24 protein-coding genes are annotated in these 26,208 nt (G+C 70.1%); 9 read left to right on the forward strand and 15 right to left on the reverse strand.

Annotated features, from left to right (window positions below; translation table 11 throughout):
* Window position 1 precedes the first annotated feature (1 nt).
* Complete coding sequence (locus tag OIC96_RS18320; protein ID WP_330306792.1) at window positions 2-775, reverse strand: response regulator transcription factor; 774 nt, start codon at window positions 773-775, stop codon at window positions 2-4.
* Window positions 772-2,061: an ATP-binding protein gene (locus tag OIC96_RS18325; protein WP_330306791.1), complete on the reverse strand. Its 1,290-nt coding sequence runs from the start codon at window positions 2,059-2,061 to the stop codon at window positions 772-774. Before OIC96_RS18325 ends, OIC96_RS18320 begins: the two co-directional genes overlap by 4 nt.
* 218 nt (window positions 2,062-2,279) lie before the next feature.
* Between OIC96_RS18325 and OIC96_RS18330 the strand changes: the two genes are divergently transcribed.
* Together OIC96_RS18330 and OIC96_RS18335 are read left to right on the forward strand one after the other, a co-directional pair.
* Window positions 2,280-3,719: a PspC domain-containing protein gene (locus tag OIC96_RS18330; protein ID WP_330306790.1), complete on the forward strand. Its 1,440-nt coding sequence runs from the start codon at window positions 2,280-2,282 to the stop codon at window positions 3,717-3,719.
* On the forward strand, window positions 3,706-3,930 hold the full coding sequence (locus tag OIC96_RS18335; protein WP_330306789.1) for a hypothetical protein: 225 nt from the start codon (window positions 3,706-3,708) through the stop codon (window positions 3,928-3,930). The genes OIC96_RS18330 and OIC96_RS18335 overlap by 14 nt, the downstream gene beginning before the upstream one ends.
* Before the next feature lie 81 nt (window positions 3,931-4,011).
* On the opposite strand, the gene OIC96_RS18340 is transcribed toward OIC96_RS18335, so the two are convergent.
* Window positions 4,012-4,542: a DoxX family membrane protein gene (locus tag OIC96_RS18340; RefSeq protein WP_330306788.1), complete on the reverse strand. Its 531-nt coding sequence runs from the start codon at window positions 4,540-4,542 to the stop codon at window positions 4,012-4,014.
* Between the two features lie 616 nt (window positions 4,543-5,158).
* Window positions 5,159-6,460 (reverse strand): hypothetical protein, encoded by a 1,302-nt coding sequence (locus tag OIC96_RS18345; protein WP_406502006.1) that lies wholly within the window; start codon window positions 6,458-6,460, stop codon window positions 5,159-5,161.
* 198 nt (window positions 6,461-6,658) lie between these two features.
* Between OIC96_RS18345 and OIC96_RS18350 the strand changes: the two genes are divergently transcribed.
* A complete protein-coding gene (locus OIC96_RS18350) occupies window positions 6,659-7,540 on the forward strand; it encodes a DUF4429 domain-containing protein (RefSeq protein ID WP_330306787.1) in 882 nt (293 codons plus the stop codon).
* A gap of 74 nt (window positions 7,541-7,614) precedes the next feature.
* Here the strand turns inward: OIC96_RS18350 and OIC96_RS18355 are convergent, their stop codons facing one another.
* Window positions 7,615-8,409 carry a class II aldolase/adducin family protein gene (locus tag OIC96_RS18355; RefSeq protein WP_330306786.1) on the reverse strand — a complete coding sequence of 265 codons (795 nt, stop codon included), beginning with the start codon at window positions 8,407-8,409 and terminating at the stop codon, window positions 7,615-7,617.
* Between the two features lie 167 nt (window positions 8,410-8,576).
* On the opposite strand from OIC96_RS18355, the gene OIC96_RS18360 reads away from it, so the two are divergent.
* Entirely contained in the window at window positions 8,577-9,107 is a 531-nt protein-coding gene (locus OIC96_RS18360; protein ID WP_330306785.1) for a hypothetical protein, read from the forward strand.
* Between the two features lie 55 nt (window positions 9,108-9,162).
* Complete coding sequence (locus OIC96_RS18365; RefSeq protein ID WP_330306784.1) at window positions 9,163-9,636, forward strand: pyridoxamine 5'-phosphate oxidase family protein; 474 nt, start codon at window positions 9,163-9,165, stop codon at window positions 9,634-9,636.
* A 9-nt stretch (window positions 9,637-9,645) separates the two neighbouring features.
* On the opposite strand, the gene guaA is transcribed toward OIC96_RS18365, so the two are convergent.
* Complete coding sequence (gene guaA, locus OIC96_RS18370) at window positions 9,646-11,232, reverse strand: glutamine-hydrolyzing GMP synthase (RefSeq protein ID WP_330306783.1); 1,587 nt, start codon at window positions 11,230-11,232, stop codon at window positions 9,646-9,648.
* Window positions 11,233-11,851: 619 nt separating this feature from the next.
* On the opposite strand from guaA, the gene OIC96_RS18375 reads away from it, so the two are divergent.
* Window positions 11,852-12,136: a chorismate mutase gene (locus OIC96_RS18375; RefSeq protein WP_327431083.1), complete on the forward strand. Its 285-nt coding sequence runs from the start codon at window positions 11,852-11,854 to the stop codon at window positions 12,134-12,136.
* Window positions 12,137-12,718: 582 nt separating this feature from the next.
* On the opposite strand, the gene OIC96_RS18380 is transcribed toward OIC96_RS18375, so the two are convergent.
* Window positions 12,719-13,924, reverse strand: coding sequence for a hypothetical protein (locus OIC96_RS18380; protein WP_406502003.1), 1,206 nt, complete (start codon window positions 13,922-13,924; stop codon window positions 12,719-12,721).
* Window positions 13,925-14,141: 217 nt separating this feature from the next.
* Between OIC96_RS18380 and OIC96_RS18385 the strand changes: the two genes are divergently transcribed.
* On the forward strand, window positions 14,142-15,143 hold the full coding sequence (locus OIC96_RS18385; protein WP_330306781.1) for an LPXTG cell wall anchor domain-containing protein: 1,002 nt from the start codon (window positions 14,142-14,144) through the stop codon (window positions 15,141-15,143).
* Window positions 15,144-15,310: 167 nt separating this feature from the next.
* Here OIC96_RS18385 and OIC96_RS18390 read toward each other — a convergent pair whose 3' ends face one another.
* The 4 genes from OIC96_RS18390 to OIC96_RS18405 form a co-directional block, all read right to left on the reverse strand.
* Window positions 15,311-17,143: a GMC oxidoreductase gene (locus tag OIC96_RS18390; protein ID WP_406502001.1), complete on the reverse strand. Its 1,833-nt coding sequence runs from the start codon at window positions 17,141-17,143 to the stop codon at window positions 15,311-15,313.
* Window positions 17,144-17,190: 47 nt separating this feature from the next.
* Window positions 17,191-18,816, reverse strand: coding sequence for a succinic semialdehyde dehydrogenase (locus OIC96_RS18395; protein WP_330310252.1), 1,626 nt, complete (start codon window positions 18,814-18,816; stop codon window positions 17,191-17,193).
* 225 nt (window positions 18,817-19,041) lie between these two features.
* Entirely contained in the window at window positions 19,042-19,251 is a 210-nt protein-coding gene (locus OIC96_RS18400) for a hypothetical protein (RefSeq protein ID WP_330306780.1), read from the reverse strand.
* A complete protein-coding gene (locus OIC96_RS18405) occupies window positions 19,214-19,681 on the reverse strand; it encodes a DUF4265 domain-containing protein (protein ID WP_330306779.1) in 468 nt (155 codons plus the stop codon). Before OIC96_RS18405 ends, OIC96_RS18400 begins: the two co-directional genes overlap by 38 nt.
* A 162-nt stretch (window positions 19,682-19,843) precedes the next feature.
* Between OIC96_RS18405 and OIC96_RS18410 the strand changes: the two genes are divergently transcribed.
* Entirely contained in the window at window positions 19,844-20,536 is a 693-nt protein-coding gene (locus tag OIC96_RS18410; RefSeq protein ID WP_330306778.1) for a hypothetical protein, read from the forward strand.
* Between the two features lie 47 nt (window positions 20,537-20,583).
* On the opposite strand, the gene OIC96_RS18415 is transcribed toward OIC96_RS18410, so the two are convergent.
* On the reverse strand, window positions 20,584-21,033 hold the full coding sequence (locus OIC96_RS18415) for a hypothetical protein (RefSeq protein ID WP_330306777.1): 450 nt from the start codon (window positions 21,031-21,033) through the stop codon (window positions 20,584-20,586).
* A gap of 37 nt (window positions 21,034-21,070) precedes the next feature.
* Window positions 21,071-21,631, reverse strand: coding sequence for a barstar family protein (locus tag OIC96_RS18420; protein WP_330306776.1), 561 nt, complete (start codon window positions 21,629-21,631; stop codon window positions 21,071-21,073).
* A gap of 212 nt (window positions 21,632-21,843) precedes the next feature.
* On the opposite strand from OIC96_RS18420, the gene OIC96_RS18425 reads away from it, so the two are divergent.
* Window positions 21,844-22,677 (forward strand): hypothetical protein, encoded by an 834-nt coding sequence (locus OIC96_RS18425; RefSeq protein ID WP_330306775.1) that lies wholly within the window; start codon window positions 21,844-21,846, stop codon window positions 22,675-22,677.
* Between the two features lie 44 nt (window positions 22,678-22,721).
* On the opposite strand, the gene OIC96_RS18430 is transcribed toward OIC96_RS18425, so the two are convergent.
* Entirely contained in the window at window positions 22,722-24,446 is a 1,725-nt protein-coding gene (locus tag OIC96_RS18430; protein WP_330306774.1) for a serine/threonine-protein kinase, read from the reverse strand.
* Between the two features lie 92 nt (window positions 24,447-24,538).
* Complete coding sequence (locus OIC96_RS18435; RefSeq protein WP_330306773.1) at window positions 24,539-26,200, reverse strand: serine/threonine-protein kinase; 1,662 nt, start codon at window positions 26,198-26,200, stop codon at window positions 24,539-24,541.
* Between the last annotated feature and the right edge of the window lie 8 nt (window positions 26,201-26,208).

Raw genomic sequence — 26,208 nt, forward strand, 5'->3', positions numbered from 1 at the left:
ACTAGACGAGCCGTCGTGCCGTGGCCCAGCGGGTCAGCTCGTGCCGGTTCGAGAGCTGGAGCTTCCTGAGGACCGCGGAGACATGGGACTCCACCGTCTTGACGGAGATGAACAGTTGCTTGGCGATCTCCTTGTACGCGTACCCGCGGGCGATGAGGCGCAGTACCTCGCGCTCGCGCTGGGTGAGGCGGTCGAGGTCCTCGTCGACGGGCGGGGCGTCGGTCGAGGCGAACGCGTCCAGGACGAACCCGGCGAGGCGGGGCGAGAAAACCGCGTCGCCGTCCTGGACACGGAAGACGGAGTCCACGAGGTCCGTGCCGGTGATCGTCTTGGTGACGTACCCCCGGGCGCCGCCGCGGATCACCCCGATGACGTCCTCCGCCGCGTCCGACACGGACAGCGCGAGGAAGCGGACCGGCTGCTCGGCGTCGGCCATCAACGGGGCACAGCGGCGCAGCACTTCGACACCGCCGCCGCCCGGCAGATGGACGTCGAGCAGGACGACCTCGGGCCGGGTGGCCGTGATGACCGTGACCGCCTGGTCGACGTCGGCGGCCTCGCCGATCACCTCGACGCCGGTCCGCTCGGTCTGCCCGATCTCGGCCTGCACGCCCGTACGGAACATCCGGTGGTCGTCGACGAGCACGACGCGCACCCGACGCCCGCCCCCGGCGCCGGCCGGATCGGCCGCGCCCGCGGCCTCTCCGGATGCGGCGGCCGAAGGGGTCTCCTCAGCAGAACTGCCGGACTCCACAGGCCCGTTCGCATCGCTCATGACGTCTTCTCCGCCCTCTCCATCTCCAGCTCGACCTCCGTGCCGCCGTCCGGCACCGCGCGCAGTCGCGCCGTGCCGCCGTTGCGCTCCATGCGGCCGATGATCGATTCTCTAACGCCCATGCGGTCGGCGGGTATCGCGTCGAAGTCGAAGCCGGGGCCGCGGTCGCGGACGGACACGAAGACCGTCCTGCCCTCGACTTCGGCGAAGACCTGTACGGCGCCGCCCTCGCCACCGTACTTGGCCGCGTTCACCATCGCTTCCCGCGCGGCCTGCATCTGTGCGGTCAGGCCCTCGTCGAGCGGGCAGTCGCCGACGATGACGACCTCGAGGGGGACACCGTGCTTGTCCTCGACCTCGGCCGCATGCCGCCGGACGGCCTCGGCGAGGGTGTCGGGCTCGTCGGCCTCGTCCTTGCCCGTGCCCTCCGGCTTGTAGAGCCAGGCGCGCAGGTCGCGCTCCTGGGCTCGGGCCAGCCGCCGTACCTCGTTGCCATTGTCCGCGTTGCGCTGGATCAGGGTCAGGGTGTGCAGCACGGAGTCGTGGACATGGGCGGCGACCTCGGCCCGCTCCTGGGCGCGGATACGCATGAGGCGCTCCTCGGAGAGGTCCTGGGTCATGCGGACGAGGTAGGGGCCGGCGAGGAGCGCTATGCCGACGAGCACGGCGAGCGCCGCCTGCAGGACGGAGCCGAGGTGGGCGGCGGAGCCCTGGAGGACGAATATCCCGGAGACGCCCGCGGTGACCAGCAGCACGCCCGCGGCGGAACGCAGCAGCGTGATCGTACGGCGGCGGCGGCCGACCTCCACCCAGCGGGCCCGCCGCGCGTTGTCCGCCTGGCGCCAGACCAGAGCGACGCCCGCGCCGACGAGAACGGTCGGCCAGAGATAGGCCTTCGCCCCGCCCCCGAGATTCACATTGCCCACGAAGACCATGGCCACGACGACCATGAGCAGCAGCGCGACGATCTGGCCCTTGTCCGGCTTGCGGGCCACGAGTCTGCGGCGGCCGTCCGGAGCGGTCTCGGTGGTGAACGCCGGCGTACGCCCGGAGCCGACGCCGCCGACGCCGAGCGGCACGAAGAACCAGAACGCGGCATACAGCAGCGCCCCCAGCCCGTCCGCCATGAACAGTCCGACGAACACGAGCCGCACCCAGATCACCGGCAGCCCGAGATGCCCGGCGAGCCCTCGCGCCACGCCCCCGAGCCAGCGTCCGTCGCTGCTGCGGTAGAGCTTGCGCGGGGGCCGCGGGTCGTCGAGGGGCATGACTGCGGCTTCCGGCATGCCATCGATGTTCACACGCCCGGCGGGCCCGGGCATCAGGGTCGACCCCCGAGACGCCCCTGATCTTCGAAAATCCGGCGATGGACCCGCGGGAAGCCGACGATCGACAGTTCCCCTCCCCGCCTCCATCCCCCTCCATCCCCATCAGGGCCGATATCAGGGTTCGGCCAGGGTCATCCCGACTGCCGTCACGCCTTCCCGCCCGTCACCATGGACGCATGACAGATCAGCAGCACGCGGCGGCGGAGCCGGACCCCGGCCCCGGCCCGGGCGCCCCCACACCGGGCACCGGGCACCGGGACGCCGTGCCGCCCGCACCGGGCCCTGCCGAAGGCGCCCAAGGTGAGGAGCCGCGCGCGCACGAGAACCCGGCCGAGCCCACCGCCCCGCTCCAGCCCGACGTCCCGCGCAAGTTCCGGCGCGACCGTCGGCAGAAGATCCTGGGCGGGGTGTGCGCCGGTCTCGGCCGGCAGTGCGACATGGACCCGGTGATCTTCCGGATCGTCCTCGCGGTGCTCGCCGCGACCGGCGGCATCGGCCTCATCTTCTACGGCTTCGTGTGGCTGTTCGTCCCGTACGACGACGAGGAGGAGAACGAGGTACGCAAGCTGCTCACCGGCCGCGTGGACGGCCAGGCACTGACGGCCGTTCTCTTCGCGCTCGTCGGCTGCGGAGTGTTCCTCTCCATGCTCAAGAACGGCGGGGTGCTGACCTTCGCCGTCGTCCTCTCCCTCCTCCTGGCGGGCGCGGGGTACTGGTCGCAGCAGCGGGGCACCCCCGACCCCGACCCGCTCGCCGCCCAGGCCGTCGCCGACGCCCCGCCCGAGGCGCAGGCGCCGCCCGTCCCCGCCTCCTACCCCTCCTGGTGGCGCGACCCGATCGTCAAGGACGGATCGCATGTGGGCGGCACCGGCTATCTGTGGGGCCCGAAGGACGCGCGGGACCGGGATGTCGCGGCAGCGGTCAACATCGCCCGTGGCACATCCCGCCCGGACATACGCACCACGCGCGAGCCGAAGCCGCGCGGCCCTCGCTGGATCGGCGGCCGGGTCTTCCTGCTCGCCCTCCTCGCGGGCGGCCTCGGCACCGGTCTCACCTGGAACGACCACGCGCTCGGCACCAGCCTGCAGACCGGCCTGGCCTGCGCGCTGATCGTGTTCGGCCTGGGCATAGCGATCAGCTCGTTCCTGGGACGCACGGGCGCGGGCTCGATCTTCCTCGCCGTGCTCACGGCGGCCCTGCTCGCCGCCTCCGCGGCCCTCCCGAAGGACATCAGCACCCACTGGATACGGACGGAGTGGACGCCCACGGCCACGGCCGACGTACAGAAGAGCTACGACCTCGGCACGGGCGTCGGCACCCTGGACCTCACCCACCTGAACCTCGCCAAGGGCCAGACGGTGAAGACGAACGCGGAGGTGGGTGCGGGCCGGCTGAAGGTGATCATCCCCAACGACGCGACCGTGAAGCTGGACATCGAGGTGGGCGTCGGAGACATCCAGCTGCCGGGCGACGGCAAGAAGGACGTGGACGTGGAACCGGGCAAGCACAAGCAGGTGACCCTGCCGCCCACGACAGGCGACAAGAACGGCGGCACCCTCGAGCTCGACCTCCAGGTCGGCGTGGGACAGGCGGAGGTGACCCGTGCTACGTCATGAGTTCCAGCCGGGAAAGCTGATCGCGGGTTTCTTCCTCACCCTCACGGGCGTCATCTACGCCGGTGACGCGGGGGACGCCTGGGACACCCCGTGGTTCGTGGTGATCCCCGTCGTCACGGGCGGCCTCTGTCTGGCAGGCGCGGTGGCACTCGTCACCCACGCCTTCCGCAGACGCCGCGCCGAACCCAGCCGGTCCGACGTCAGCGTCTAGGTCTGTCCGGCGGATCTGGTCGCAGGAGAGCAGCGGCGCCTTATAGACCCCGCGTCTGCCGCATGATCCGCCGGACAGGCCCTAGCGATAGCCCCCGGCGCGCTGCCCGCGCCGGGCTCGCAGGGCCGCGTCCAGGGAGAAGACCGAGGCACCCGCGAGGACGAGAGGGAGCCATGCCATCAGATAGGCGAGGTCATTGCCGTAGTAGTACGGGTCGGAGGCCCAGCTCACCGTCAGCCACAGGCTGAGGGAGATGAGTGCTCCGCCCAGTGCGGCGAGGCGGGCCAGCAGGCCGAGCAGGGTGCCGATGCCGACGGCCAGTTCGCCGAGGGCGATGGCGTAGCCGAAGCCGACGGGGCTCTTCAGGGCCAGGTCGACCAGCGCCGGGATCGCCGAGGAATCGCGCACGCTGCGCATCAGGTCCCCAATGGAGCCCGATCCCGAGTCGTGCATGAAGGTGCTGTTGGTGAGTTTGTCCAGGCCGGCGTAGATGAAGGTGACGCCGAGGAAGACGCGCAGCGGTAGCAGGGCGTAGCGGGTGGCGGTGTCTCGCCAGTCCCGCCTCTCGTCGAGATAGGGCGAGTGAGTGTCCGTCCGCATACCGTGAGTCATCGCTCTCCGCCGCCTCTCACCCGCGTGCCGTTTACCCCTCAAACAGACCATACGTACGACAGCCGACCTCCGCTCAATCCTCGGAGCCCGTTTTTTCCTGGCTTCGGCCCAACCGACCAAAGACGTTCTTCGCCCCCGCCGCCCCTACCCCTCCCATCCCGTACCTGGGGGCTCCGCCCCCAGACCCCCAAAGATTGCGCCGTTCCCCGCGCCCCTGGAAAGACCGGGGTTGTTCGTCGTCTGCGGGGCAGTGGGGGCTGGTCGCGCAGTTCCCCGCGCCCCTAAAAGCAAAAGCAAAGGCGCGGGGCTGCGCCCCGCGATCCCCCAGGAACCGTTCGCCACACGGACCCGCACCGCACCCGTCGACGCACGAGCTGGCACGGCGACGCACCCGCAGTCGGCGACGCACGGCCCCACCCACCCCCAGCCAAGACGGCGGTGCAGCCGGCGACGCACCGAAGGGGCTGTGCCGGTACGTCCAGCCCGTCGCATACGGGGTTATGGCCAAGTTCATGCTGTGGCAGCAAGCAGTAATGCCCACCGGCGACGGGCTGGACGTACCGGCACGGCCCCGACCCACCCACCGACACCCAACCGAACCGCCCCACCCGACACGTCAGTCCGTCACATCGATCACGCACCGGTTCGTCTCGACCCCGGCCGCCGTGACCACCTGCACCTCCACCCGCCCCGGCTCCACATCCACCGGCACAGGCACCGTCAGCACCGCATCCGTAGGGTTGCTGAACCCCCCGGCCACCGGCACCAACGGCACATGCACATGCACCGCCCCGATCCGGACCACCATCCGCGACAACCGGTCGGCCGTCGTCGCGCCGGGCGGCACGAACCCGGCGCCCCGGATCTCGATGTCGTCGCCGGTGCGGATCGGCGCGTCCAGGTCCCCCGCCTCGCGGGAGCGGACGACGGAGAGGATCACCGGGCGCCCGCCCTCGGCGTACTTCCCGGCGAGGTACGTCGCGGCCGACACCAGCACCAGCAGCGCCAGCCCCCACGGCAGATCCGGCAGCTGCGAGGGCCGCCGAGCCAGTCGTACCGCCGCGAAGACAAGGGCGACGGCGCAGATCACGACGTACTGGATGTCGGCGAAGCTGCCCCGCCCGGAGTCGTCGGTCAGCAGATCGGCGGCGCGCGGCCGGTCCGCGCGTACCTTCTGCAGGCGCTGCCCCAGCACCCGCAGCCCCACCACCCGCCGCACCAGCACCGCGATCCCGCACACCACGGCGACGACGGTCACCACACCGGCACCCCGGGCGAGTTCGAGCCCCGCGATCAGCTCGTCGCGCGAGCGATGCGCGGAGGCCGCCGCGAGCTGCCCGACCAGCACGAGCACCGCGTACACCACGAACAGGACCCATCCGGCGGCCACCGCGCGGGAGGTGGAGAGCCGGTTGTCCTCGCCGATGACCGGGGCGAGGGCACCACCACGGGCCCGGTGCAGCCAGGCCGCCCCGGTCAGCAGTCCGGCCAGGACCAGCCCGGCGAGCAGCCCGGCCGTCCGCGCGGCCGTCCATCCCGCCCCGATCGCGGTGAGCGCCTGCACCAGGAGCAGGGCCACAGCGCCGCCCCAGACGGCGCACGCGGTGTACCGCCAGAGCCGCCCCAGCCACGCCTCGCCGTCGACCCGCCCGCGCTCGGCGACGAGGTCCGCGGACTGGGTCAGCTCGTCGGAGACCCACTGCCGGGACGCGGACGCCGAGTGCGCGACGCCGGCGGGCAGCCCCTGTCCGGACGCCAACTCGTCGCGTTTCGCGAGGAATTCGGCGACGGCACGCCGGTGCCCCGCACGTGCCCCGTGCGGGCAGTCCCCACACGTGCAGCCACCCTCGTGCGCACCCTGGTCCCCGCTCTGCCCGGCACCATGCCCCGCGCCGTGTCTCGCCTCCTGCACCGCCACGCCCGCTGCCGCCTTCCCCGCGCCAGAAAACACCGTGCGGCCAGACGTTCCGTACGCCTGACTGCCGTACAACTGCCTTACAACTGCCTCGCGATGACAGCGAATTGTGCCGTACGAATCACTGCCCGCATCCGCCAGGTCTGGTCAGGCGGGTGAAGTGCGGTTACCCCGTGTTGACCCGGCTGCGAGAATTTCCCTATGGCCGAGATCATCCAGCGCGACGGGACCTGGGCCTTCGACGGCAGCACGGTCAGGATCACGCCGGGACTCCACCGCTCCGTGCCGCTGTTCCGGCAGACGTACGGAGAGATCGCCATCCCCCTGGAGGCGGTTGCAGGCATCGTCTACGAGCCCGAACGCAAGCGCGGCCGTCTGCGCCTCAGGCTTCGCGAGGGCGCCGACCCGCTGTTGCAGGCGACCGGCGGCCGGCTGCCCGAGTCGGCGGACCCCTACAAACTCCACGTCGACATCGACCGTTCCGGGGTCGCCGAGTACGTCGCCGAGGAGATCCGCCGCGCGCTGCTCCTGGACCAGATCCCCAAGGAACCCGCGAAGACCTACCTCCTCGCCGGGCCGCCCGTCCCCGTGTCCGTCCGTTCCAGCGACGGCACGGTCTCGTTCGACGGCGCGCAGGTGCGGATCGACTGGGCGGACACCTCCGACCGGGTCAAGCGGGCGACGGGGCCGCGGATCATCGCCGTGGGCGACCTCGTACAGGTCGAGTGGCTGCCCAACTCCGGCTACGAGGACGGCTTTCTGCGCTTTGTGACGCGCGAGACGGTGTTCTCCAAACTGCCGTCCGAGAAGGACCCGTACGCCCTCGACCTGTGGGGCAGCGCCCGCCGCGACCTCCTCACGGCGCTGGTCGCCGCCGCGGTGACCGCGCGCCTGCCGCATCCGTCCATCCGCACCGGCGAGTCCGTGGACCGCCCCCAACTCGCCGCCGCCGTACCGCCGCAGTCCGACCATCACGACGTACTCCTGCGCCGTCTGCGGGAGTTGGGCGAGCTGCACCGCGACGGCGTGCTGACGGACGAGGAGTTCGCGGCGACGAAGGCGGCGGTACTGCGCGGCTTCTAGCCCCTCAGCACGGCCGTACCGCGCGGCCTCCAGATCCTCAGGACAGCGGTACCGCGCGGCTTCCAGACCAGCCCTCAGGACAGCAGATCCGGTTCGCTGCGGCTGATGTCCTGCCACAGTGGCTGGTAGTTGATCCACGCCACCAGGTCGCCGCCGAGCTGTTCGCGGGTCGCGACCGCCTGCTTGTGGTCGATGAGGATCGGCCGCCCGGCGGAGTGCGCGGTGAGCTGGACCTGGCTCGACCGCTCCATGGACAGGAACCACCAGGCGGCGGCGTCCACGGAGTCGCCGACCGTCAGCAGCCCATGGTTGCGCAGCACCAGCGCCTTGCGGGTGTCGAGCGCGGCGGCGATCCGGCGGCCCTCCTCGGCGTCGACGGCGACGCCGCTGTAGGTGTCGTACAGCGCGTGGTCCTCGTAGAAGGCGCAGCTCTCCTGGGTGATCGGGTCGAGCAGGTCACCGAGCGCGGACAGGGCGCGGCCGTGCACGGAGTGGCAGTGGGCGACGGCGACGACATCGGGCCGGGCGGCGTGCACCTGGGCGTGCACGGTGAACGCCGCCTGGTTCACGTGGTAGCGGCCCTCGATCACCTGCCCGTCCTCGTTGGCCATGACCAGGTCGCTCACGGTGACGTGCTTGAACGGCATCCCGAAGGGGTTCACCCAGAAGCAGTCGCTGTACTCCGGGTCGCGCGCCGTGATGTGCCCGGAGACCCCGTCCTCGAATCCGAGCCGGCCGAAGAGCCGCAGCGCTCCGGCCAGCCGTTCCTTGCGATGCCGCCGCTCGTCCTGCGGCGACTCGTGCATCGGCGGCATGGCGAACCGCAGCTGGTCGGTGGGCAGTGGCAGCGGCGGGGTGGGCCCGTGCATGTGTCCTCCAGCACTGGCGGATTCGGTACGGAGCGGAAGTTACCCCCGGTCAGCGCAGGAGAACAGAGCAGTTCGGTGAAGAGATGAGCACAACCGTGGCCCGGGGTCACTTGTCTGCCTGGATGAGTCGATGCCTGCGACGACCCGGTGAAACCCAGGAGGCACGCATGAACCGCGCAGAGCGGCGGATCCGCGCCCTGCTCCGGCAGCTCGCGGAGCGGGACTTCGCCGTCCTCAGCGATCTCGGCGGCTCTCCACGCCGGCTCGCGATCCTCGCGTACGTCGCCGATCAGCACGGTTTCCGTTACGTGGAGGCACACCGGGTGGGCCGGGCGCTGCAGATCCACCTCGTACGCACCGAGCACGCCGACACGCGACCGCCGGACTCCGCCTCGGTCCCCGGACTGCGCCCCGGCACCCTCAAACCGCTGCCGGAGACGGCACCGGCGGTCCGGCTGTTCAGAGACCGGATCGAGCTCGACGCCATGGCCGGCGATCTGAGCGTGCGGTCCCGGGCGGCGATCGTGACCGGCTGCTCCGCCTTCACGTCTCTGTGCTGTCTCGCCGCCGGCTGGCAGGCGACACTCGTCTGCTTCTTCTGCATGGACGCCTTCTTCATGGGCTTCCTGTATCTGCACGTCGTCCGCCGCCGCAGGATCGCGCGCCGCGTCCAGGCGGCAGTCCCGATGTCCGGCTGACAAGGGCCAGAGAAACCGGACAGAAGATGTCGGGTATCCGCGCCACACTCCCCGTATGACGTCGAACTGGGCAGCCTTCACCACCGCCGAACCGGACCTCGCCAAGAAGATCGAGAACCGCTTCGGAAGCTTCACGCACCACGTCCTCGCGACGCTCCGCAAGGACGGTTCACCGCGGACCACCGGCCTCGAAGTCCGTTTCCTGCACGGCGAGCTCTGGCTCGGCATGATGCCGAACTCCCTCAAGGCGCTCGACCTGCGCCGAGACCCGCGCTTCGCGCTCCAGGCGAACCCGGGGCCGGGCACGGAGATGGCGGGAGGCGATGTCCGGATCAGCGGCCGGGCGATCGAGGTCGAGGACTCCGCGGCGAAGGCCGCGTACGTGAAAGAGGTGGAACCGCCGGAGCCGTTCCACCTCTTCCGCACCGAGCTGACGGAGGTCGTACGGACCTACGTCGAGGACGACACGTATCTGGTCGCCGAAATCTGGAAGCCAGGAGAGCCGGTGCGCGCTCTCAGGCGGAAGTGAGCCGGGGCGTCACTCCCACTCGATGGTGCCCGGCGGCTTCGACGTCACGTCGAGGACGACCCGGTTGACGTCCGCGACCTCGTTCGTGATCCGCGTCGAGATCTTGGCGAGCACCTCGTACGGCAGCCGCGACCAGTCGGCCGTCATGGCGTCCTCACTCGACACCGGACGCAGCACGATCGGGTGGCCGTACGTCCGGCCGTCGCCCTGGACGCCCACGCTGCGGACGTCCGCGAGCAGGACCACCGGGCACTGCCAGATGTCACGGTCGAGACCGGCGGCCGTCAGCTCCTCGCGGGCGATGGCGTCGGCCTCGCGGAGCAGGTCGAGCCGCTCCTTGGTCACTTCGCCGACGATACGGATGCCGAGGCCGGGGCCCGGGAAGGGCTGGCGCTGGACGATCTCGTCCGGCAGGCCGAGCTCCTGGCCAACCATCCGGACCTCGTCCTTGAACAGCTTGCGCAGCGGCTCGACGAGCTCGAACTCGAGGTCCTCGGGGAGGCCGCCCACGTTGTGGTGGGACTTGATGTTGGCGGTGCCGGTGCCGCCACCGGACTCGACCACGTCCGGGTAGAGGGTGCCCTGGACGAGGAAGGCGACGTCCTCGCCCTCCGCGGCCTCGGCGATGATCTCCGCCTGCGCCTGCTCGAAGACCCGGATGAACTCGCGGCCGATGATCTTCCGCTTCTCCTCGGGGTCGGAGACCCCGGCCAGCGCGGCGAGGAAGCGCTCCTCCGCGTCCACGACCTTCAGCTGTACGCCGGTCGCGGCCACGAAGTCCTTCTCGACCTGCTCGCTCTCGCCCTTGCGCATCAGACCGTGGTCGACGTACACGCAGGTGAGCTGGGAGCCGATGGCCTTGGCGACGAGGGCGGCGGCGACGGCGGAGTCCACACCGCCGGAGAGGCCGCAGATGGCGCGCTTGGTGCCGACCTGCTCGCGGATGAGGGCGACCTGCTCGTCGATGACGTTGCCGGTGGTCCAGTTGGGCTTGAGGCCCGCACCCCGGTACAGGAAGTGCTCCAGCACCTGCTGGCCGTGCGTGGAGTGCATGACCTCGGGGTGGTACTGGACCCCGTACAGCTTCTTCTCGTCGTTCTCGAAGGCCGCGACCGGGACGACGTCCGTGGAGGCCGTGACGGTGAAGCCCTCGGGGGCGGCGGAGCAGGCATCGCCGTGCGACATCCACACCGGCTGCTCGTCCGGGGTGCCCTCGAAGAGGGTGGAGGACGACTTGGAGACATGCAGCGGCGTACGGCCGTACTCGCGGGCGCCCGTGTTGTCGACGGTGCCGCCGAGGGTCGTCGCCATCAGCTGGAAGCCGTAGCACATGCCGAAGACGGGGACGCCGGACTCGAAGAGCTCGCGGTCGAGGCGGGGAGCGCCCTCCGCGTACACCGACGAGGGGCCGCCGGAGAGGATGATCGCCGCCGGGTTCTTGGCGAGCATCTCCGCGACCGGCGTGGTGCTCGGCACGATCTCGCTGTACACCCGGGCCTCGCGGACTCGGCGGGCGATGAGCTGGGCGTACTGCGCACCGAAGTCGACGACCAGGACGGTGTCGGGGGTGGCGGCAGCGGGGGTCGCTGATGACACGGGTTGCCTTCCGGCGGTGAGCGAGGGGTCTGTGTTGCCGATTCTACCGGGGGTCGGCACGGACCTGCCTACGCCGAGCTTTTTCGCCCCCGCCGCCCCTACCCGTCCCATCCCGTACCTGGGGGCTGCGCCCCCAGACCCCCTGGGTTGTATGTCGTCTGCGGGACGGTGGGGGCTGGGCGCGCAGTTCCCCGCGCCCCTAAAAGACAAAAGACCGGGGGCGGGCCGGGGGTGGGCCGGGGGCGAAGGGGCGCAGCCCCGAGCCGTCAGGGGCGCGGGGAACTGCGCGACCAGCCCCCACCCACCCGCACCCGACACACAACCGATGGGACGGGTAGGGACGGCTGGGGCGAAGAAACGCATGGCCGGCCGCCCGAGTCTCACCATCCGAACCAACCTGGTCCCGGCACGCCCACCCGGGCATACTGCCCCCATGCTCACGCACACGACCTTCCTCTTTACCTATGGCAACCGGCCCACCGGCTGCCATGGTCGTGCTGCTTGAGCAACTGACAAGCGACTTCCCAGGCGCCCCGGGCCGACAAGGCCCGGGGCGTCTGCCGTTTCCGGGCCCTGCCGCTCCGGGGCACCCCTTCCGAGAAACCAGAGGAGCCCCACCATGGCCGACGTACTCGACAAGACCGGCGCCCGCACCGACGAGGCCGCCGACGTGATCACCGGCGCCCGCGAACGCATCGACGCCCTCGACGACCGCATCATCGGCCTCGTACAGGAACGGATGGCCGTCTCGGCGGTGATCCAGAAGGCCCGGATCGAGTCCGGCGGCCGCCGCGTGAACCTCTCCCGCGAGATGGAGGTCCTCGGCCACTTCAGCGACGCGCTGGGCAAGCCGGGCACCGCACTGGCGATGACGCTGCTGGAGCTGTGCCGCGGCCGCATCTGAACCCGTACAGAAGCCCGTCCTCGGCCTACGCAACGTACGCACGTACGCATCCCGTCTCACCCATACGGCGCGTGACCGGGCCCCCGCGGGCTTCGTTGGTCCCGGTGTCCGTGTCAGCCAGGGGCGGGCCCGAAAGAACCACGCGTGGCTGGCTCCGCTGGAACGATGAGACGTACGGATCGTGCTGTGCGTCGTGGGACCTCGCTCCAGGGTTGTGACCGGACGGCAGGGGACAGCAGCCCGGTCACTCAAGAGAACGGCCGGCTCCGGGGACGCCCGGGGCCGACCGGCGGAAGCTGTTCAGAGGTGGTCGCGACGGTTGCGGAGGCCGTCGTCCATCCAGCACGATGCGAGAACAGCCCAAGTTCACTGCCAACCGCCAATGGTCGACACCACGTGCGCGCCCCCGTGCGCCGGGGCGCACGACCGGAGGCCACCCGAACCAGCGGCGCAACCCCCCGGCGCCGCCTCCAGGCACCGACGCTGCCCTGACGTCGGTGCTGACGAAAGAAGGGCCCCGCAGATCCGTCCTGCGGGGCCCTTCGTCATGCCCTCGCCCGGTCTCGCTCTTCGCCGCACGGTTCAGGTTCGGGACACCGTGCCGCAGGAGTCGGTCCCGGAGTTCCCGGAATGCCCGAGGTCGCGGCTCCGGTCGTACGGGTCGGTGGTCGAACCGGTCGGGGCCGCTCCGGTGGGGGCGGCCGAGGGGAAATGCGGGTGCAGGAAACCGTCGTGGACGCCGCAGGCCGAGTTGGCGAGACTCTCGTCGTATCGGACGACCGCCAACTTGCCGGGAGTGGCCCGGTACTTGGTCGGGTCGGAGACCTCCAGGTCGAGGACGCGACGCACGATGGTGCGGGTCACCTCGGTCGAACCGTCGTCCGCGCTCTGGTCCGAGCCCTGGTCCGAGCCCTGGTCGGCGGGGGCCACCGGATAGACGAAGGTGTAGTCGACGTGGATGGCGACGGAAGCGTGCTCGCCCGCCTTGAACGTCATACGGCCGCGGGTCTTGACCACATCGCCGACCAGCCGCGTCTCCTCGGGATCGAACCGGCTGAACATCGACAGCGGATCGTGCCCCTTGCCCGGCTCGCGCAGCCAGCTCCGCAGGTCGTCGAGCATCTTGGGCTGCTTCGGGTCGAACGTGCCGAGTGCGGCCTCGGGGCGTTCGCCGCGCAGGGTCGCGGGGTTGAGGTTCGCGTCGACGAGAAGGGTCTTCGTCTGTCGCAGGGCAGTGGCCACCTGGGCCCGCGTGAGTGAACCGACCGGCGTGGCTTCGGGTATGACGATGCCGGCCGCGCCGTCGGCCCAGCGTTCGGCGGGCGATCCGGCGAACGGCCTGTCCAGGGTGGGCGTGTCGGGCGCCATGGAGGAGGGCGCCGCGGTCGGGGGCACGGTTTCGTCGGGCAGCGGGGCGGCGGCCGTGGGCCTGTCGGACGAGGTGCCGAAGGGATCGCCGGGCAGCAGCGACGGCTTCATCGCCACCACCGCGACTGCTGCCGCGAGCGGTACGCCGATGATCGCCCACAGGCGGCGGCGCCGAGCCGCGCGACCGTTCATTTCACGCCATGCGGGGGCCGCCCGCCAGCCCTCCGGCTGAGCGCCTCGCGCTTCCTCCTGCCGCAGCCGCTCGGTCACCATGCGCGCCCGCGCGGACGGCTCCTTCGGCGCCGACGTGCGGATGTCGCGTTCGGTGTCGCGCGCGAAGCGCTCCCAGACGTCGTCAGGAACAGTCGGCTGCTCGGGTTCCCCGTGGCCCTCGGGCTGGTCGGGCTGCTTGTCAGACACGAGTGACATTTCTAAGTGGATCGAAAGCCCTTGCACAAGCAGCACTTGGGTGTGACTCAGCCCACATAAAAATTCTGTGAGAGGACGGACAACCATTTGAAGCCATCACGGGTCACACCTGCTGAACCACCGGCCACACCCGCGCCCCACACGCGGAGGCCTCACACCACACTCGAGTGCCGCGATGCCGCGGTGCACCTGGACTTCCGAGGTCTTCATGAAGCTTCGCCGTGCCATGGCCGTCGCGGCCGCGACGGCTGCCATAGCCCCACTGGCGCTGCTGTCGGCGCCGGCCGCGTTCGCGGACGAGACGGCCACTCCGGTCGCGAGTGCGTCCGCGCCCGAGTCCGAGTCTCCGAGCGAGTCGGCGTCGCCGACCGCGGCCGAGACCACCCCCGAGGCGACCGCCTCCGCGTCCGTGTCCGAGTCCGCGAGCGAGACCGCTCCGGCCCCGAGCGACTCCGCCAGCGCGAGCGCGTCCGCCTCCGCCTCCACCCCGGCGCCGAGCACCTCCGCGCCCGAGGAATCCGAGTCGCCGGACCCGGAGCCGTCCGAGTGCGAGGACTCCAAGGTCGACGTGTCCATCACGGGTCTGCCCGGCAAGATCGCGGCGGGCAGCGGCTGGCACAAGTTCTCCCTGAACGTGCTCAACAACTCCGACTCCAACCTGAGCGACCTCGGCTTCTTCGCCGGTGCGTCCTCCGACCAGGCGGGTGAGGACCTCTTCCAGAGCAAGAAGGTCCAGCTCCAGGCCTACAACCCGGACGACAAGGTCTGGGAGGACGTCGACTCCGAGGGTTACGCGGTCGGCTTCGTCGGCTACACCGACGAGCTCAAGCCCGACTACGAGGTCGACATCCCGCTCCGTATCAACGTGAAGTCCAGCGCCCCGGTCGGCGCCGGCTTCTCCCTCGGCGCCAGCATCTACGGCGACGCCGACGCGGAGTGCACGGGCTACGGCGAGGTCGCGTACAAGTTCCAGATCGTCGCCGCCGGCACGGACACCGACGGCACCAAGCCGCAGGAAGGCGGCAAGGCCCCGGTCTCGGACAAGCCCGCCGACAAGGGCAACACGCCGGAGGTCGACGGCAGCCTCGCCGAGACCGGCTCCAGCTCCGTCCTCCCGCTGATCGGCCTCACCGGCGGTCTCGCCGTCGTCGCCGGTGCCGGTGCGGTGTTCGTCGTTCGTCGCCGCAAGTCGGGTGACGCGACCGCGTAAGGCGGCCGGACACAGTCCACTCAGGCATCACGCCTCGTAAGAGAAGAAGGACCTGCGCTCGGAGGGGGGCGCAGGTCCTTCTTTCTTTGTCCGTACGGGGATCAGTACAGGGATCAGTACAGAGATCTGTACGGGGATCAGTACGGGGATTTAGAGGTGCCGCGGCGTTACGACTTCGGCGGCACCGGCGGCATCCCCAGGAACGGCAGCTTCAGTGCGCCGAAGGCGTCCGCGGGGACGGCGGGATGCTGTGGCTCGACCGGGGCGAGGCGCTCGTACGCCGCGCCCGGCGCCGGGCGCGGGTCGGCCTCGCCCTTGTTGGGCCAGTACGACATCGCGCGCTCGGCCTGGGCGGTGATCGTGAGCGACGGGTTGACGCCGAGGTTGGCGGAGACCGCGGCGCCGTCGACGACGGAGATGCCCGGGTGGCCGTACAGCCGGTGGTACGGGTCGATGACCCCGTCCTCGGCACTGGCGCCGATCGGGCAGCCGCCCAGGAAGTGCGCGGTGAGCGGCGTACCCATCAGCTCACCGACGTTGCTCCCCGCGAAGCCGTTGATCTCGGCGGCGATCGTGGAGGCGGCATCCGAAGCGGCCCTGATCTGCTTGGGGTTGGGGGAACCGTGGCCCTGACGTGCCGTCAGCAGCCCCTTCCCCGCACCCTTCGGCTTCAGATGGGTCGTCAGCGAGTTGTCGAGGGACTGCATCACCAATCCGATGATGGTCCGCTCGGACCACTTGCGGTTGGAGAGCGAGCGGAGCACCAGCAGCGGATGCCTCGCGGCGTTGGCCAGCCAGCCCACCACCCTCGACGAGCCCTCCGCGTAGGGGACTTGGAGGATGGACAGGCCGCCCATCGAGTTGGATCCCTTGCCGTAGCGGACCGGCTCGATGTGGGTGTTCTCGTCGGGGTGGATCGAGGACGTGATCGCGACCCCGCGCGTGAAGTCGACCTTGGGCTCACCGGTGACCTTGCGGTACCGGCGGTTGTCGGTCTGCGCGCCCACCAGCGCCTCGGAGTTGGTACGGGTCAGCTCGCCCAACTTCGGTGAGATGTACGGCAGTTGACCGCCCGCCTTCATGCGGTGCAACAGCGTCTGGGTGCCGTACGTACCGGCGGCGATGACGACCCTCCGCGCCTTGAAGGTCCGCCCGGCGCCCTTGCGCTTCTCGTCCGTGGGGAGGGTCTGGACGGCGTACCCGCCCTGCGAGTCGTCGGTGACGGACACGACGGTCGTCATGGGATGGACGACGGCGCCCGCCTTCTCGGCGAGGTGAAGATAGTTCTCGTTGAGGGTGTTCTTCGCGCCGTGGCGGCAGCCGGTCATGCACTCGCCGCACTCGGTGCAGGCCTTGCGGGCGGGTCCGGCGCCACCGAAGTACGGGTCGGCGACCTCCTCGCCGGCCTTGGCCTTCGCGCTCCCGTCGGCGTCCTCCCCGTCCCCGAAGAAGACGCCCACCGGCGCCATGTGGAAGGTGTCGCCGACACCCATCCGCTCGGCCGCCGCTTTGAGATGGACGTCCGACGGCGTCATGGTCGGGTTGAGCCGCACGCCCAGCATGCGCCGGGCCTGGTCGTAGTACGGCTTCAACTCCCCTTCCCAGTCGGTGATGTCCTTCCACTGCGGGTCGTCGAAGAAGGGCTTCGGCGGTACGTAGAGGGTGTTGGCGTAGTTCAGGGAACCGCCGCCGACGCCGGCGCCCGCCAGCACCATCACATTGCCCAGCAGATGGATGCGCTGGATGCCGTACATGCCGAGCTTCGGGGCCCAGAGGTAGTTCTTGATGTCCCAGGAGTTCTTGGGCAGCGCGTCACGGGTGAAGCGGCGGCCCGCTTCGAGGACGCCGACGCGGTAGCCCTTCTCCGTCAGCCGCAGGGCGGTGACGGAACCGCCGAAGCCGGAGCCGACGACGATGACGTCATAGTCGTACACGGATTCGGACGCCGCTTCGTGCGGCCCTTCGTCCAGCTGTTCCTGGACAGAGTTCTCCTGTGACACGTGCTGCTCTCCTCATTGAGAACGGTTCGCGGCCTCCCCGAGGGGGCTCAGCGCAGACGAAATACCTTCATGACCTTGAGGCTCCGGCTCATGAACGCGGCGTACTTCTCGTCGTCCATGCCGAGCGACGGCGCCATCGGCAGCAGCCGCTGCTGGGCGACGGTCTGCGCCTCGGTGTACTTGAGGATGCCCTCGGAGCCGTGCCGGCGGCCGAGGCCGGAGTCCTTCATGCCGCCCATGGGCGACTGGACGCTGCCGTACGCGGGCGCGTACCCCTCGTTGACGTTCACCGTCCCGGTGCGCAGCCGGGCGGCGACCGCGCGTCCCCTCCGCCCGTCCTTCGTCCAGACGGACGAATTGAGGCCGTACGGCGTGGAGTTGGCGAGTTCGACGACCTCGTCCTCGGTCTTGAAGCGGTAGAGGGAGACGACGGGCCCGAAGGTCTCCTCGGCGCAGACGGCCATGGGGGCTTCGACGCCGTCGAGGATGGTGGGCTCGAAGAAGTACGGCCCGATGTCCGGGCGGGCCACACCGCCCGCGACCACCTTGGCCCCCTTCGCCACGGCCTCCTCCACATGCCGCGTCACGGTCTCCAGCTGCCGCTCCCCGACGAGCGAGCCCATGTCGGCGCCGTACGCGAGCGACGTGCCGAGCCGCATGGCCTTGGTGCGGGCGGCGAACCGCTCCGCGAACGCGTCGGCGATCGACTCGTGGACGTACAACCGCTCGATGGAGATGCAGAGTTGACCGGCGGAGGAGAAGCACGCGCGGACGGCGCCCGCGGCGGCCTTGTCGATGTCGGCGTCCTCAAGGACCACCATGGCGTTCTTGCCGCCGAGTTCGAGGGAGACGCCGACGAGACGGGCGGCGGCGCCCTGCGCGACCTCGCGCCCGGTGCGGGTGGAGCCGGTGAAGGAGACGTAGTCGGCGTGCTTGACGACCTCGGGGCCGACAACAGGCCCGTCCCCTATGACGACTTGGAACACCTCGGCAGGCAGCCCGGCCTCGACGAGCAGGTCGCGCGCCCAGAGGGCGGTGAGGCAGGTCTCGGTGTCGGGCTTCATGACGACGGCGTTGCCGGCGACGAAGGCGGGCAGCGCGTCGCCGACGGACAGTTCGAGGGGGTAGTTCCAGGGCGCGATCTGGCCGACGACCCCGCGCGGGTGGCGCAGCTCGGTGACCTTGGTGAGGGTCGGGACGGCGCCGGTGTGCCGCTTGGGACGGAGGTACGAGGGTGCCTTGCGCCCGTAGTGCCGCGCGGCGACGACCACGGCCTGCACTTCCTCGTGCGCGTGCAGCCGGGCCTTGCCGGTCTCCAGCTGGATGAGGTCGAGGACCTCGGCCTGGCGGGCGAGCACGAGGTCGTGGAAGCGGAGGAGCACGGCGGCACGCTGCCGCACCGGGGTGGCGCCCCAGGCGACCTGGGCGGCGCGGGCCCGCTCGAAGGCCTTGGCCACGTCCTCGGGGGTGGACTCGGGCAGATCGGCCAGCTTCTCACCGGTGAACGGCGTGTGGTTGGCGGTCCGCCCGGAACCGGCCACACCCTTGGTGAGCTGCGCGACCAGCTCGGGGGTGACCACGTCGACGGCGGTTCGGGCGCCGGCGGGGGCGGGGGCCAGCGGGTTGGTGCCGACCTTGGCGGCAGCGCCGGTGGTGGCGTCCGTGCCGTCCATGACATCCGTGGCGTCCGTGGCGTCCGTGCCGGGGGCGTCCGTACCAGCGTCTTCCTTGGCCTGCTCCGCGGCCTGCGAGTCCGTCATGAGCCGCAGGGTATGCCCGACCGGCGGCTTTGGGTACCCGTCGGTAATCGGCTTTCACCGACCGCACACACGGCGCCAGTGATCGCTGGCAACGAATGCGCTGATCAGGGCGTTGTTCGCCCGACGATCACGGGTTGATCACTCCTGGACATCCACCTGGGCATCCTCCGGGACATCCACCTGGGCATCCACCTGAGCCTCACCGTCCGGGCGGGCGGCGAAACCGGAGGTGTCGAGCTCGAAGTCGAAGGGTGCGGGTACGTGGAGGGGCTTCCCGAAGGGGACGGTGGTCCGCGACCGGTTCCTGACGTCACATGCGATGGCCTTGAGCGATACAGGACTCTTCATAGTCCCAGAGTTCGCTACTCAGTCCCGCCTCAATGAGGGTCATCACCGAACGGTATTCAACACCGGGCGGGATGTCGACGGACATCAGATCCTGCACCCTCCCCGACTCCGTCGAGCATCCCACCTCCTGAAGTTGAGCCACCAAATCTTCGATTCGCGACCGGTCGAAGAAGATGATGCGCAATGTCGAATGGCCCCGGACAGAGAGGAGTTCATCGAACTCGAACTCACCGGCGCCTCCCACGGAGTAGGAGACCAGGTCCCCTTTACTCACCCCCTGGACAAAGAACGGAATACTGACGAGCTCGCACACCGAATCCGACAGGATGCGAGCATGGAGGACCTCTTCCGCGAAAGGCGGATATCCTTCTTCGTCCTGCTCAAGGGGGAATACCACGCGCATAAATCCGACATCCGCCGCTTCACTCAAAGCCTGACCCCACGTTCCTGAACTACTCGCTCAACCGCGGCACAGAAGCAGACCCCGCTACCGATCGAAAAGCACCCGCACCGACCGCCCCCTGTCGCACCCACCTCCCGCCCCCTACCATCGACGCTCGCGTCAGTGTTCTCCCCAGGGGGCAGGAGAGGCATGGACAATGAGCCGCAGCGGCGGGTGCTTCGGAACACGGCTCTCTTCAAAGTTCCGGTCACCCTTCTTGGCCTGGCCGCGTTGGTGCTCGTGTGGAGCGTCGTGCGGGTCAACGTACCGGCTTCGGCTCGGGACTCCTGGCCCTGGAAGCTCGAACTGCTCGATGTCCAGTCCGCCACCACCGCCACCACCGTCACCGCCGGGCTCATCTTCGCGCGGGCCCAATACGCCTCTGCCGTACGGCCGATGATCGGCTGGGTGGGATACGTCGTTGCGGTGTCCGAGCTCACCGAACCGCTCGCCTGGATGGTCCGGCTGGTCAACGGGACGGGGGCGGCGGCGCAGATTCACGATCCGAAGTACCGGGTCGTCCTCCGGGGCGACCGGCAGCATGGTGCCCGGGTGGCCGCGTCCGCCTGGATGTCCCGGGACGACGCCGTCTCCGTACTGGGCGAGGCGGGGCTGGTGCACGGGGAGGACTACTCGCTGCGCTCGCTCGGGCCGTCCTTTCCGCTGTCCAACTCCAGTCAGAAGGCAGGGATACTCGCCCTCTTCACCCGTCGGGCCATGGCCGAGATCGAGGAGCTCCTGATCCAGGTGGATGCCACGGACCAGGTCGGGGACACGCATCGGCGGGTCGTCCACTGCCTTCAGGCCGCCGTTCGGGTTCCCGCGTCTCCGACTCTGGATTGACGACCAGCCATTACTGAGCTGCGCGCCCCCGCAGGGTGACCGACTGATCAGCCGGACGGAATCGGCGCGACCGTCACCTGGCCGTCCATCAGGCACTCGATGAGGACCGGGCCGCCCAGCGGGTAGATCCAGAAGTGGGGCTCCATGCTCAGGAGTCTGCGTGCGTGGCGTACCGCCGTCTCGGCGGGAATGGTCACCGTCGGGACCCTGAGGTCTCCCCAGAAGACGGCGACGCGCCTGCCTTCCGACACGTAGGGGGTGAGCAGATCCGCCGCGATCTTCGCCCAGTCGTCCTCGTCGTCCCAGCTTCGCCGCTCGTCGTACTCGGCCGAGTCCCAGTCGAGGCCTGCGCTCACGGTGGGCGGAAACCTGTTCAGGCTCAGGGCCTCCAGCTCACGGCTCTCGGCGTGGTCCAGCTTCACGACCTGGCTGCCGTCGTCGTCGTTCGGGTCGTTCATGAAGCCCGGGAGGTAGCCCGGGCGGCTTCCGTAGGTCATACGACGCCATCCCTCCTACTGGTGGCCTGCTGGTGGCCTACTGGGTCACTGACACCGTCACGTACGCGCCGGACGACTCGACATCCACATCCGGCCGCACGATCCGGGAGGCGAACTCCCCCGGCGGGACATCGCGGCACACGAAGACGAAGTGCTGGGCGATCGCCGGTCTGTCGTCCCGGGAGTCGCCGTCGGCGTCCACCGCGGAGTTGGCGCGGGCGGCGGCCTGGCAGAGCACGGAGACGAAGAGCGGCAGGTGGCCGACATCGAGCAGGAGGTCGGCGTCGTCGACGACGACCGCGATGTCACGGTTCCCGTGCCAGGAGCCGTGCAGGTCATCCAGGCAGTCGACCAGGGCGTCCCAGTTGTGGCCGAAGTAGCCGGGGAACTCGAGCGAGCGGGCGAAGGCCAGGAACAGGCTCTCGGGGGTGGTCAGTTCCTCTGCGGGCAGGTGAACGACCAGACCTCCCCGCTGCTGCTCCAGTACGGCCAACTGCCGCGCCAGCACCGCGTCGCCCTCCGGGGCGAAGACAACCCACGGCTCCTCACGACGAGTGAGCTCGAACGGACTCCGGCCAGGATCGTCCAGGCGCGCCACAGGGCCCTCCTCTATGCCGAGTCGGCGAGAGCTGGACCTTAACAACCGCCACCGGCCCGGCCGTTTGTCGCCCGTGAGCTCATGGCTTATCCACAGGTTATGTGGCACGGATCCGGTCAAGCCGGGCGTCAGGATTTTAAGAACTTGACGTTCCCTTGACCTGAGCCTCATAGTCCCCTCACCTCACGAGCATCGAAGGAACCTCCTTAAAAATGAAGAGATTCGCGCTGTCGCGCACCGGCATCGCAGTGGCCGCCTCGGCCCTCTCGCTCGCCCTGGCCACCGGCTGCTCCGACAGCGGCTCAGGCGACAGCGACAAGGCCGCCGGCTCCGACAAGTCGACGGCCGCCGCGAAGGCCCTGAGCGCCTCCGAGTTGAAGAGCCGGATCATCGCGACGGGTGACGTCGACGGGTACAAGGTCGGAGCGGCGGACCAGACCGCCGGGTTCGCGTCCTCCAAGGAGGACGTCACGGTCGTGGACGAGAAGTGCGAGCCGCTCGCGTACGTCCTCACCGGGTTCGCGCCCGGCGACTCGGCCGCGTTCGTCAACCGCATGGTCTCGGAGCAGGCCGCCTCGCCCAGCGCGTCCTCCACCAAGAGCATGGAGGACATGACGGACGAGGAGTTCGAGGAGGCGATGAAGAACATCACCGGCGCCCTCGGGCAGACGGTGACGATCGTCTCGCTCTCGTCGTACGAGGGTGAGGGCGCCCAGAAGACCATGTCCTCGGTCTCGGACGCGATCAAGGGGTGCGCGAGCGGGTTCACGGCCACGCCGAAGGGCGGCGCGAAGGACGACGCCGAGAAGTTCACCAAGGTCGAGGCCGAGAAGGCGTCCGGGACCGGCGACGAGTCACTGGCGTTCGCGGTGACCGGCGACGCGGACGGTGACGACGTCGTCGTGCACTGCGAAGTCGTACGCCATGGCAGCACGATCGCCACGTACTACGCCTTCAGCCTGGCGGCCTTCTCCGGCGAGGACGGCGCCGGCGACTACGAGATCCCCGCCGAGATCATCAAGGCCCAGGCCGCCAAGCTCGCCTGAGCCTCCACGAACAGCTCCCCCGGACAACCTCCGCGAACAGCCCCTCAGAGCTTGTCGATGTCCAGGTTCGCGATCGCCGTCCTGGCGACTTCACGACCCCGTGCCGTGAAGTCGCCCTGGCCCGGGTAGCTGATCGTGAGCTTGTACATGTCGCCCGCCTTGGACTTGTAGTAGAAGATCTTCAGCTCGCGGGGGCGGGGGTTCTGGCTGTCGGTGGTCGTGTATCTCACCGTGTTCTCGGCGGACTTGTTGCCCTGGTACGTCGTGCTCCCGTTCGTGTCCGTCTTCGGGTTCCCCGGCATGCCGAGGTCGTACTCGCCGTCAGCCTTGAACGTGTCGTTGTCGGCGTACATTTCGGCCGCCGAGGAATCCTTGATGGTCTTGCTGGTGTCCTCGGCCTTCTTGGCGAGGGTCAGGCCGATCCAGATGCTGCCGCTCGGGTCGGTGTACGTGACCCAGTGGCCCTTGTCCGTCGACCGGTCCGGTGTGGACTGCTTGTAGGACGCGGGCGCCGCCAGCGTCGCGGCGACATCCTGCACGTGGTGCTTCTTCCAGCCGTCCGGCAGCGGGCCCGCGAACGGGTCCGCGATCACCAGGTACGCCGCCACCGCCGCCGCGACGACCGCCGCACCGAGCCCGAACAGGGCCTTACGGCCGACACGGAGGCCCTTGGCGCCCGGCCCCGCGAGCTGCCCTGCCGTCTGCTGCCCCTCGATCCGCACGACCTGCGTAGGCGCCGGCGCGGGCGGCTTCGCGGCGTCCTCCAGGAGGCTGCGGACCTGGCCCGCGCCGGGGCGGCGGGAGGGGTCCTTGTCCAGGAGACCGTTGATGGCCTCGGCGAGCGGGCCGCCGGCCGCCGAACCGGGCGGCGCGGGCGTGGAGTTGAGGACCGACTGGAGGGTGGCGGGCGTGTTGCTGCGGCGGAAGGGCGAGACGCCTTCGGTGGCCGTGTAGAGCACCACGCCGAGCGACCAGAGGTCGGACGCCGGTCCGGGGCGCTGACCCAACACCCTCTCGGGAGCGATGTATTCGGGTGAGCCGACGAAGCCGCCGGTGTCCGTCAGGTTCGTCTCGCCCTCGATCTGGGCGATGCCGAAGTCGGTGAGGACGACGCGGTCGTGGCGGCCGAGCAGGACGTTGTCGGGCTTGACGTCACGGTGCAGGATGCCGGCGGCGTGCGCGGCCTCCAGCGCGCCGAGCACCTCCAGACCGACACGCGCGGCCTCGCGTACGCCGAGCGTGCCCTCCTGGAGGGCGTCGCCGAGCGAGCGGCCCCGCACCAGCTCCATGACGATCCAGGGCTGTCCGTCCACGACGGCGACGTCGTGGACGTTCACGACCGCCGGGTGGTCGAGCCGCGCCGCCGCCCGCGCCTCGCGACGCATCCGCTCGAAGGCGTTGGCGCGTTCGCGCTCGGGAAGATGGTCCGGAACGCGCGGCTCCTTGACGGCGACCTCACGGTCCACCGTCTCGTCCTTGGCCCGCCAGACCGTGCCCATGCCGCCGTGGCCGAGCTTGGAGAGAAGCCGGTAGCGCCCGGCGATCAACCGCCCGGCGCCCGGCTCCTGAGCGTCCACCTGGGCATCCGTCCGCGCCTGCTGCTGCGGTACGACCTGAGTGGGCGCGGCGTACGGATTCCCCGGGTACGGGACCGCGGAAGGCTGTCCGGGACCACCCGGCTGCTGCCCCGGCACCGCCGGACTCGGCGGTTGCAGACCAAAACTCGTCGGCTCGTCGGACCCGTAAGGGACTCCCCCGTTGTTGCTCATGAGTCCATCTCTATCGCGGCAGGCGCTCCGTCATCCAGCCCCATTCCTTCGTGGTCACACACCCGTGACGCACCTCGCCGCTTATGCGGTTTTTAGGTGCGTACGAAGGTATCCACCGCCACGTCGAAGTACTCCTTCGCCTCCGTCACCTTCCCGACCGGCGCCGACACCCACACGTCGTACATCCGGCCGCCCTCCTCCCAGCAGAGGTCGTACGTGTGCCGCGCGCCCTCCGCCTTGGTGAAGCCGTTCCAGGTGAACTCCCAGAGCGCGGCGGTCTGTCCGTTGTGCGTGGTCCGCGTGACCGTGCCGTCGCGGTAACCCGGGTTCGTGGACGGACCCTTGGCGTCCGCCCGCCGCATCACCCCGAGCGGGCCGCCCGTCTCGGGATCGGTCACCTTGATGCCGAGACGGAAGATCTGCCCCGGTGACATGTAGAAGACCCGCTCGCCTTGCGGATCCCGCGTGAAGTCGTCGGGCACGGCGAGCGAGAACCCGTACGGGTCGTCGGCGATGCTGTAACCCGAGGGCGCCGTACGCGCGGTGGAGGTCGGACTCTGCTGCCGGGTCACGGTGACGGTGGGTCCGGGGCTCGCGGATGTCGAGGAGGACCCCGACGCACCTCCCGCCGTAGCCCTGGATGTAGACGTAGCCGTAGACCTGGACGAGGACGTGCTCGACGGGGACGGCGTACCGCCCCCACCGTCGTTCATCAGCAGCGCCGCGGCCGACACGCCCGCCCCGGCCATCGCGGCGACCAGCGCGGCGGCGACGAGGATGCCGCGCGCGGAGTGCTTCGCGGATCGTTCCTCCACCGTGGAGGGCGAGGACGAGGCCGAGGTCGAGGACGACGGCGGTGCGGGCTTCCGCTTCGGTACGTCCCGCTGCGTGGGCGTGTACGGGGTCAGCAGCCGTGGCGTACGGCCCGTGTCCCGGAAGGCGCGCAGCATGCGCTCCGCCTCCGCCGCGTCGAGCCGCCGTTCGGGGTCGCGCTCCAACAGCCCCCGTACGACCGGCAGCAGCGGCGCGGCCTGGGCGGGTGGACGAATCTCGTCGACGACGACGGCGTGCAGGATGCCGCCCAACGAGTCGCGGCGGAAGGGCGATTCGCCGCTCAGCACGGTGCACAGCAGCGCGCCGAGCGACCACAGGTCGGACTCGGGGCCCGTCCTGACCCCGGACATCCGCTCGGGCGCGGTGTACTCGGGCGAGCCGACGAAAGCCCCGCTCTCGGTGAGCGTGGTCGCGCCCGCGACCTGGGCGATGCCGAAGTCGGTGAGGACCACGCGGTCGGTGCCCGCCTCGATCAGGACGTTGGCGGGCTTGAGGTCCCGGTGCAGGACGCCCGCGTCGTGCGCGCGGCGCAGCGCGCCGAGGAGGCCGATGCCGATGCGGGCGGCCTCACGCGCGTCGACCGGGCCGTCGGCGGAGATCCGCTCGGCGAGCGAGCCGCCGTCGATCAGCTCCATCACGATGTACGGCCGTTCGTCGTCCACGACCACGTCGTGCACGACGATGATGTGCGGATGCCGCAGCTGCGCGACGGCGCGGGCCTCACGCAAGGTGCGGTCCCGTTGCAGCCGGGCCTCGTCCTCCGAGAGCGAGTCGTCGACCGCGAGTTCCTTCACCGCGACCCGGCGGCCGAGCAGTTGGTCGGTGGCGCGCCATACGACGCCCATGCCGCCCCGCCCGATCCTGGCCTCCAGCCGGTACCGGCCCGCGATCACACGGACGTTCTCCCCCTCGGTCCCCATGGGCCCCA

This window comes from Streptomyces sp. NBC_00775, assembly GCF_036347135.1.
GTDB classification, from domain to species: domain Bacteria; phylum Actinomycetota; class Actinomycetes; order Streptomycetales; family Streptomycetaceae; genus Streptomyces; species Streptomyces lutosisoli.

Excerpts from the sequence above, each read along its gene's own strand:
- OIC96_RS18360 (WP_330306785.1), top strand. The coding sequence starts at position 8,577 with ATGAACCGCGCAGAGCGGCGGATCCGCGCCCTGCTCCGGCAGCTCGCG.
- OIC96_RS18435 (WP_330306773.1), bottom strand. The coding sequence starts at position 26,200 with ATGGGGACCGAGGGGGAGAACGTCCGTGTGATCGCGGGCCGGTACCGG.
- OIC96_RS18365 (WP_330306784.1), top strand. The coding sequence starts at position 9,163 with ATGACGTCGAACTGGGCAGCCTTCACCACCGCCGAACCGGACCTCGCC.
- OIC96_RS18400 (WP_330306780.1), bottom strand. The coding sequence starts at position 19,251 with ATGAAGAGTCCTGTATCGCTCAAGGCCATCGCATGTGACGTCAGGAAC.
- OIC96_RS18415 (WP_330306777.1), bottom strand. The coding sequence starts at position 21,033 with ATGACCTACGGAAGCCGCCCGGGCTACCTCCCGGGCTTCATGAACGAC.
- OIC96_RS18350 (WP_330306787.1), top strand. The coding sequence starts at position 6,659 with ATGGCCGAGATCATCCAGCGCGACGGGACCTGGGCCTTCGACGGCAGC.
- OIC96_RS18375 (WP_327431083.1), top strand. The coding sequence starts at position 11,852 with ATGGCCGACGTACTCGACAAGACCGGCGCCCGCACCGACGAGGCCGCC.
- OIC96_RS18395 (WP_330310252.1), bottom strand. The coding sequence starts at position 18,816 with ATGGACGGCACGGACGCCACCACCGGCGCTGCCGCCAAGGTCGGCACC.
- OIC96_RS18425 (WP_330306775.1), top strand. The coding sequence starts at position 21,844 with ATGAAGAGATTCGCGCTGTCGCGCACCGGCATCGCAGTGGCCGCCTCG.
- OIC96_RS18385 (WP_330306781.1), top strand. The coding sequence starts at position 14,142 with ATGAAGCTTCGCCGTGCCATGGCCGTCGCGGCCGCGACGGCTGCCATA.
- OIC96_RS18355 (WP_330306786.1), bottom strand. The coding sequence starts at position 8,409 with ATGCACGGGCCCACCCCGCCGCTGCCACTGCCCACCGACCAGCTGCGG.
- OIC96_RS18430 (WP_330306774.1), bottom strand. The coding sequence starts at position 24,446 with ATGAGCAACAACGGGGGAGTCCCTTACGGGTCCGACGAGCCGACGAGT.
- OIC96_RS18340 (WP_330306788.1), bottom strand. The coding sequence starts at position 4,542 with ATGACTCACGGTATGCGGACGGACACTCACTCGCCCTATCTCGACGAG.
- OIC96_RS18320 (WP_330306792.1), bottom strand. The coding sequence starts at position 775 with ATGAGCGATGCGAACGGGCCTGTGGAGTCCGGCAGTTCTGCTGAGGAG.
- OIC96_RS18325 (WP_330306791.1), bottom strand. The coding sequence starts at position 2,061 with ATGCCGGAAGCCGCAGTCATGCCCCTCGACGACCCGCGGCCCCCGCGC.
- OIC96_RS18410 (WP_330306778.1), top strand. The coding sequence starts at position 19,844 with ATGGACAATGAGCCGCAGCGGCGGGTGCTTCGGAACACGGCTCTCTTC.
- OIC96_RS18330 (WP_330306790.1), top strand. The coding sequence starts at position 2,280 with ATGACAGATCAGCAGCACGCGGCGGCGGAGCCGGACCCCGGCCCCGGC.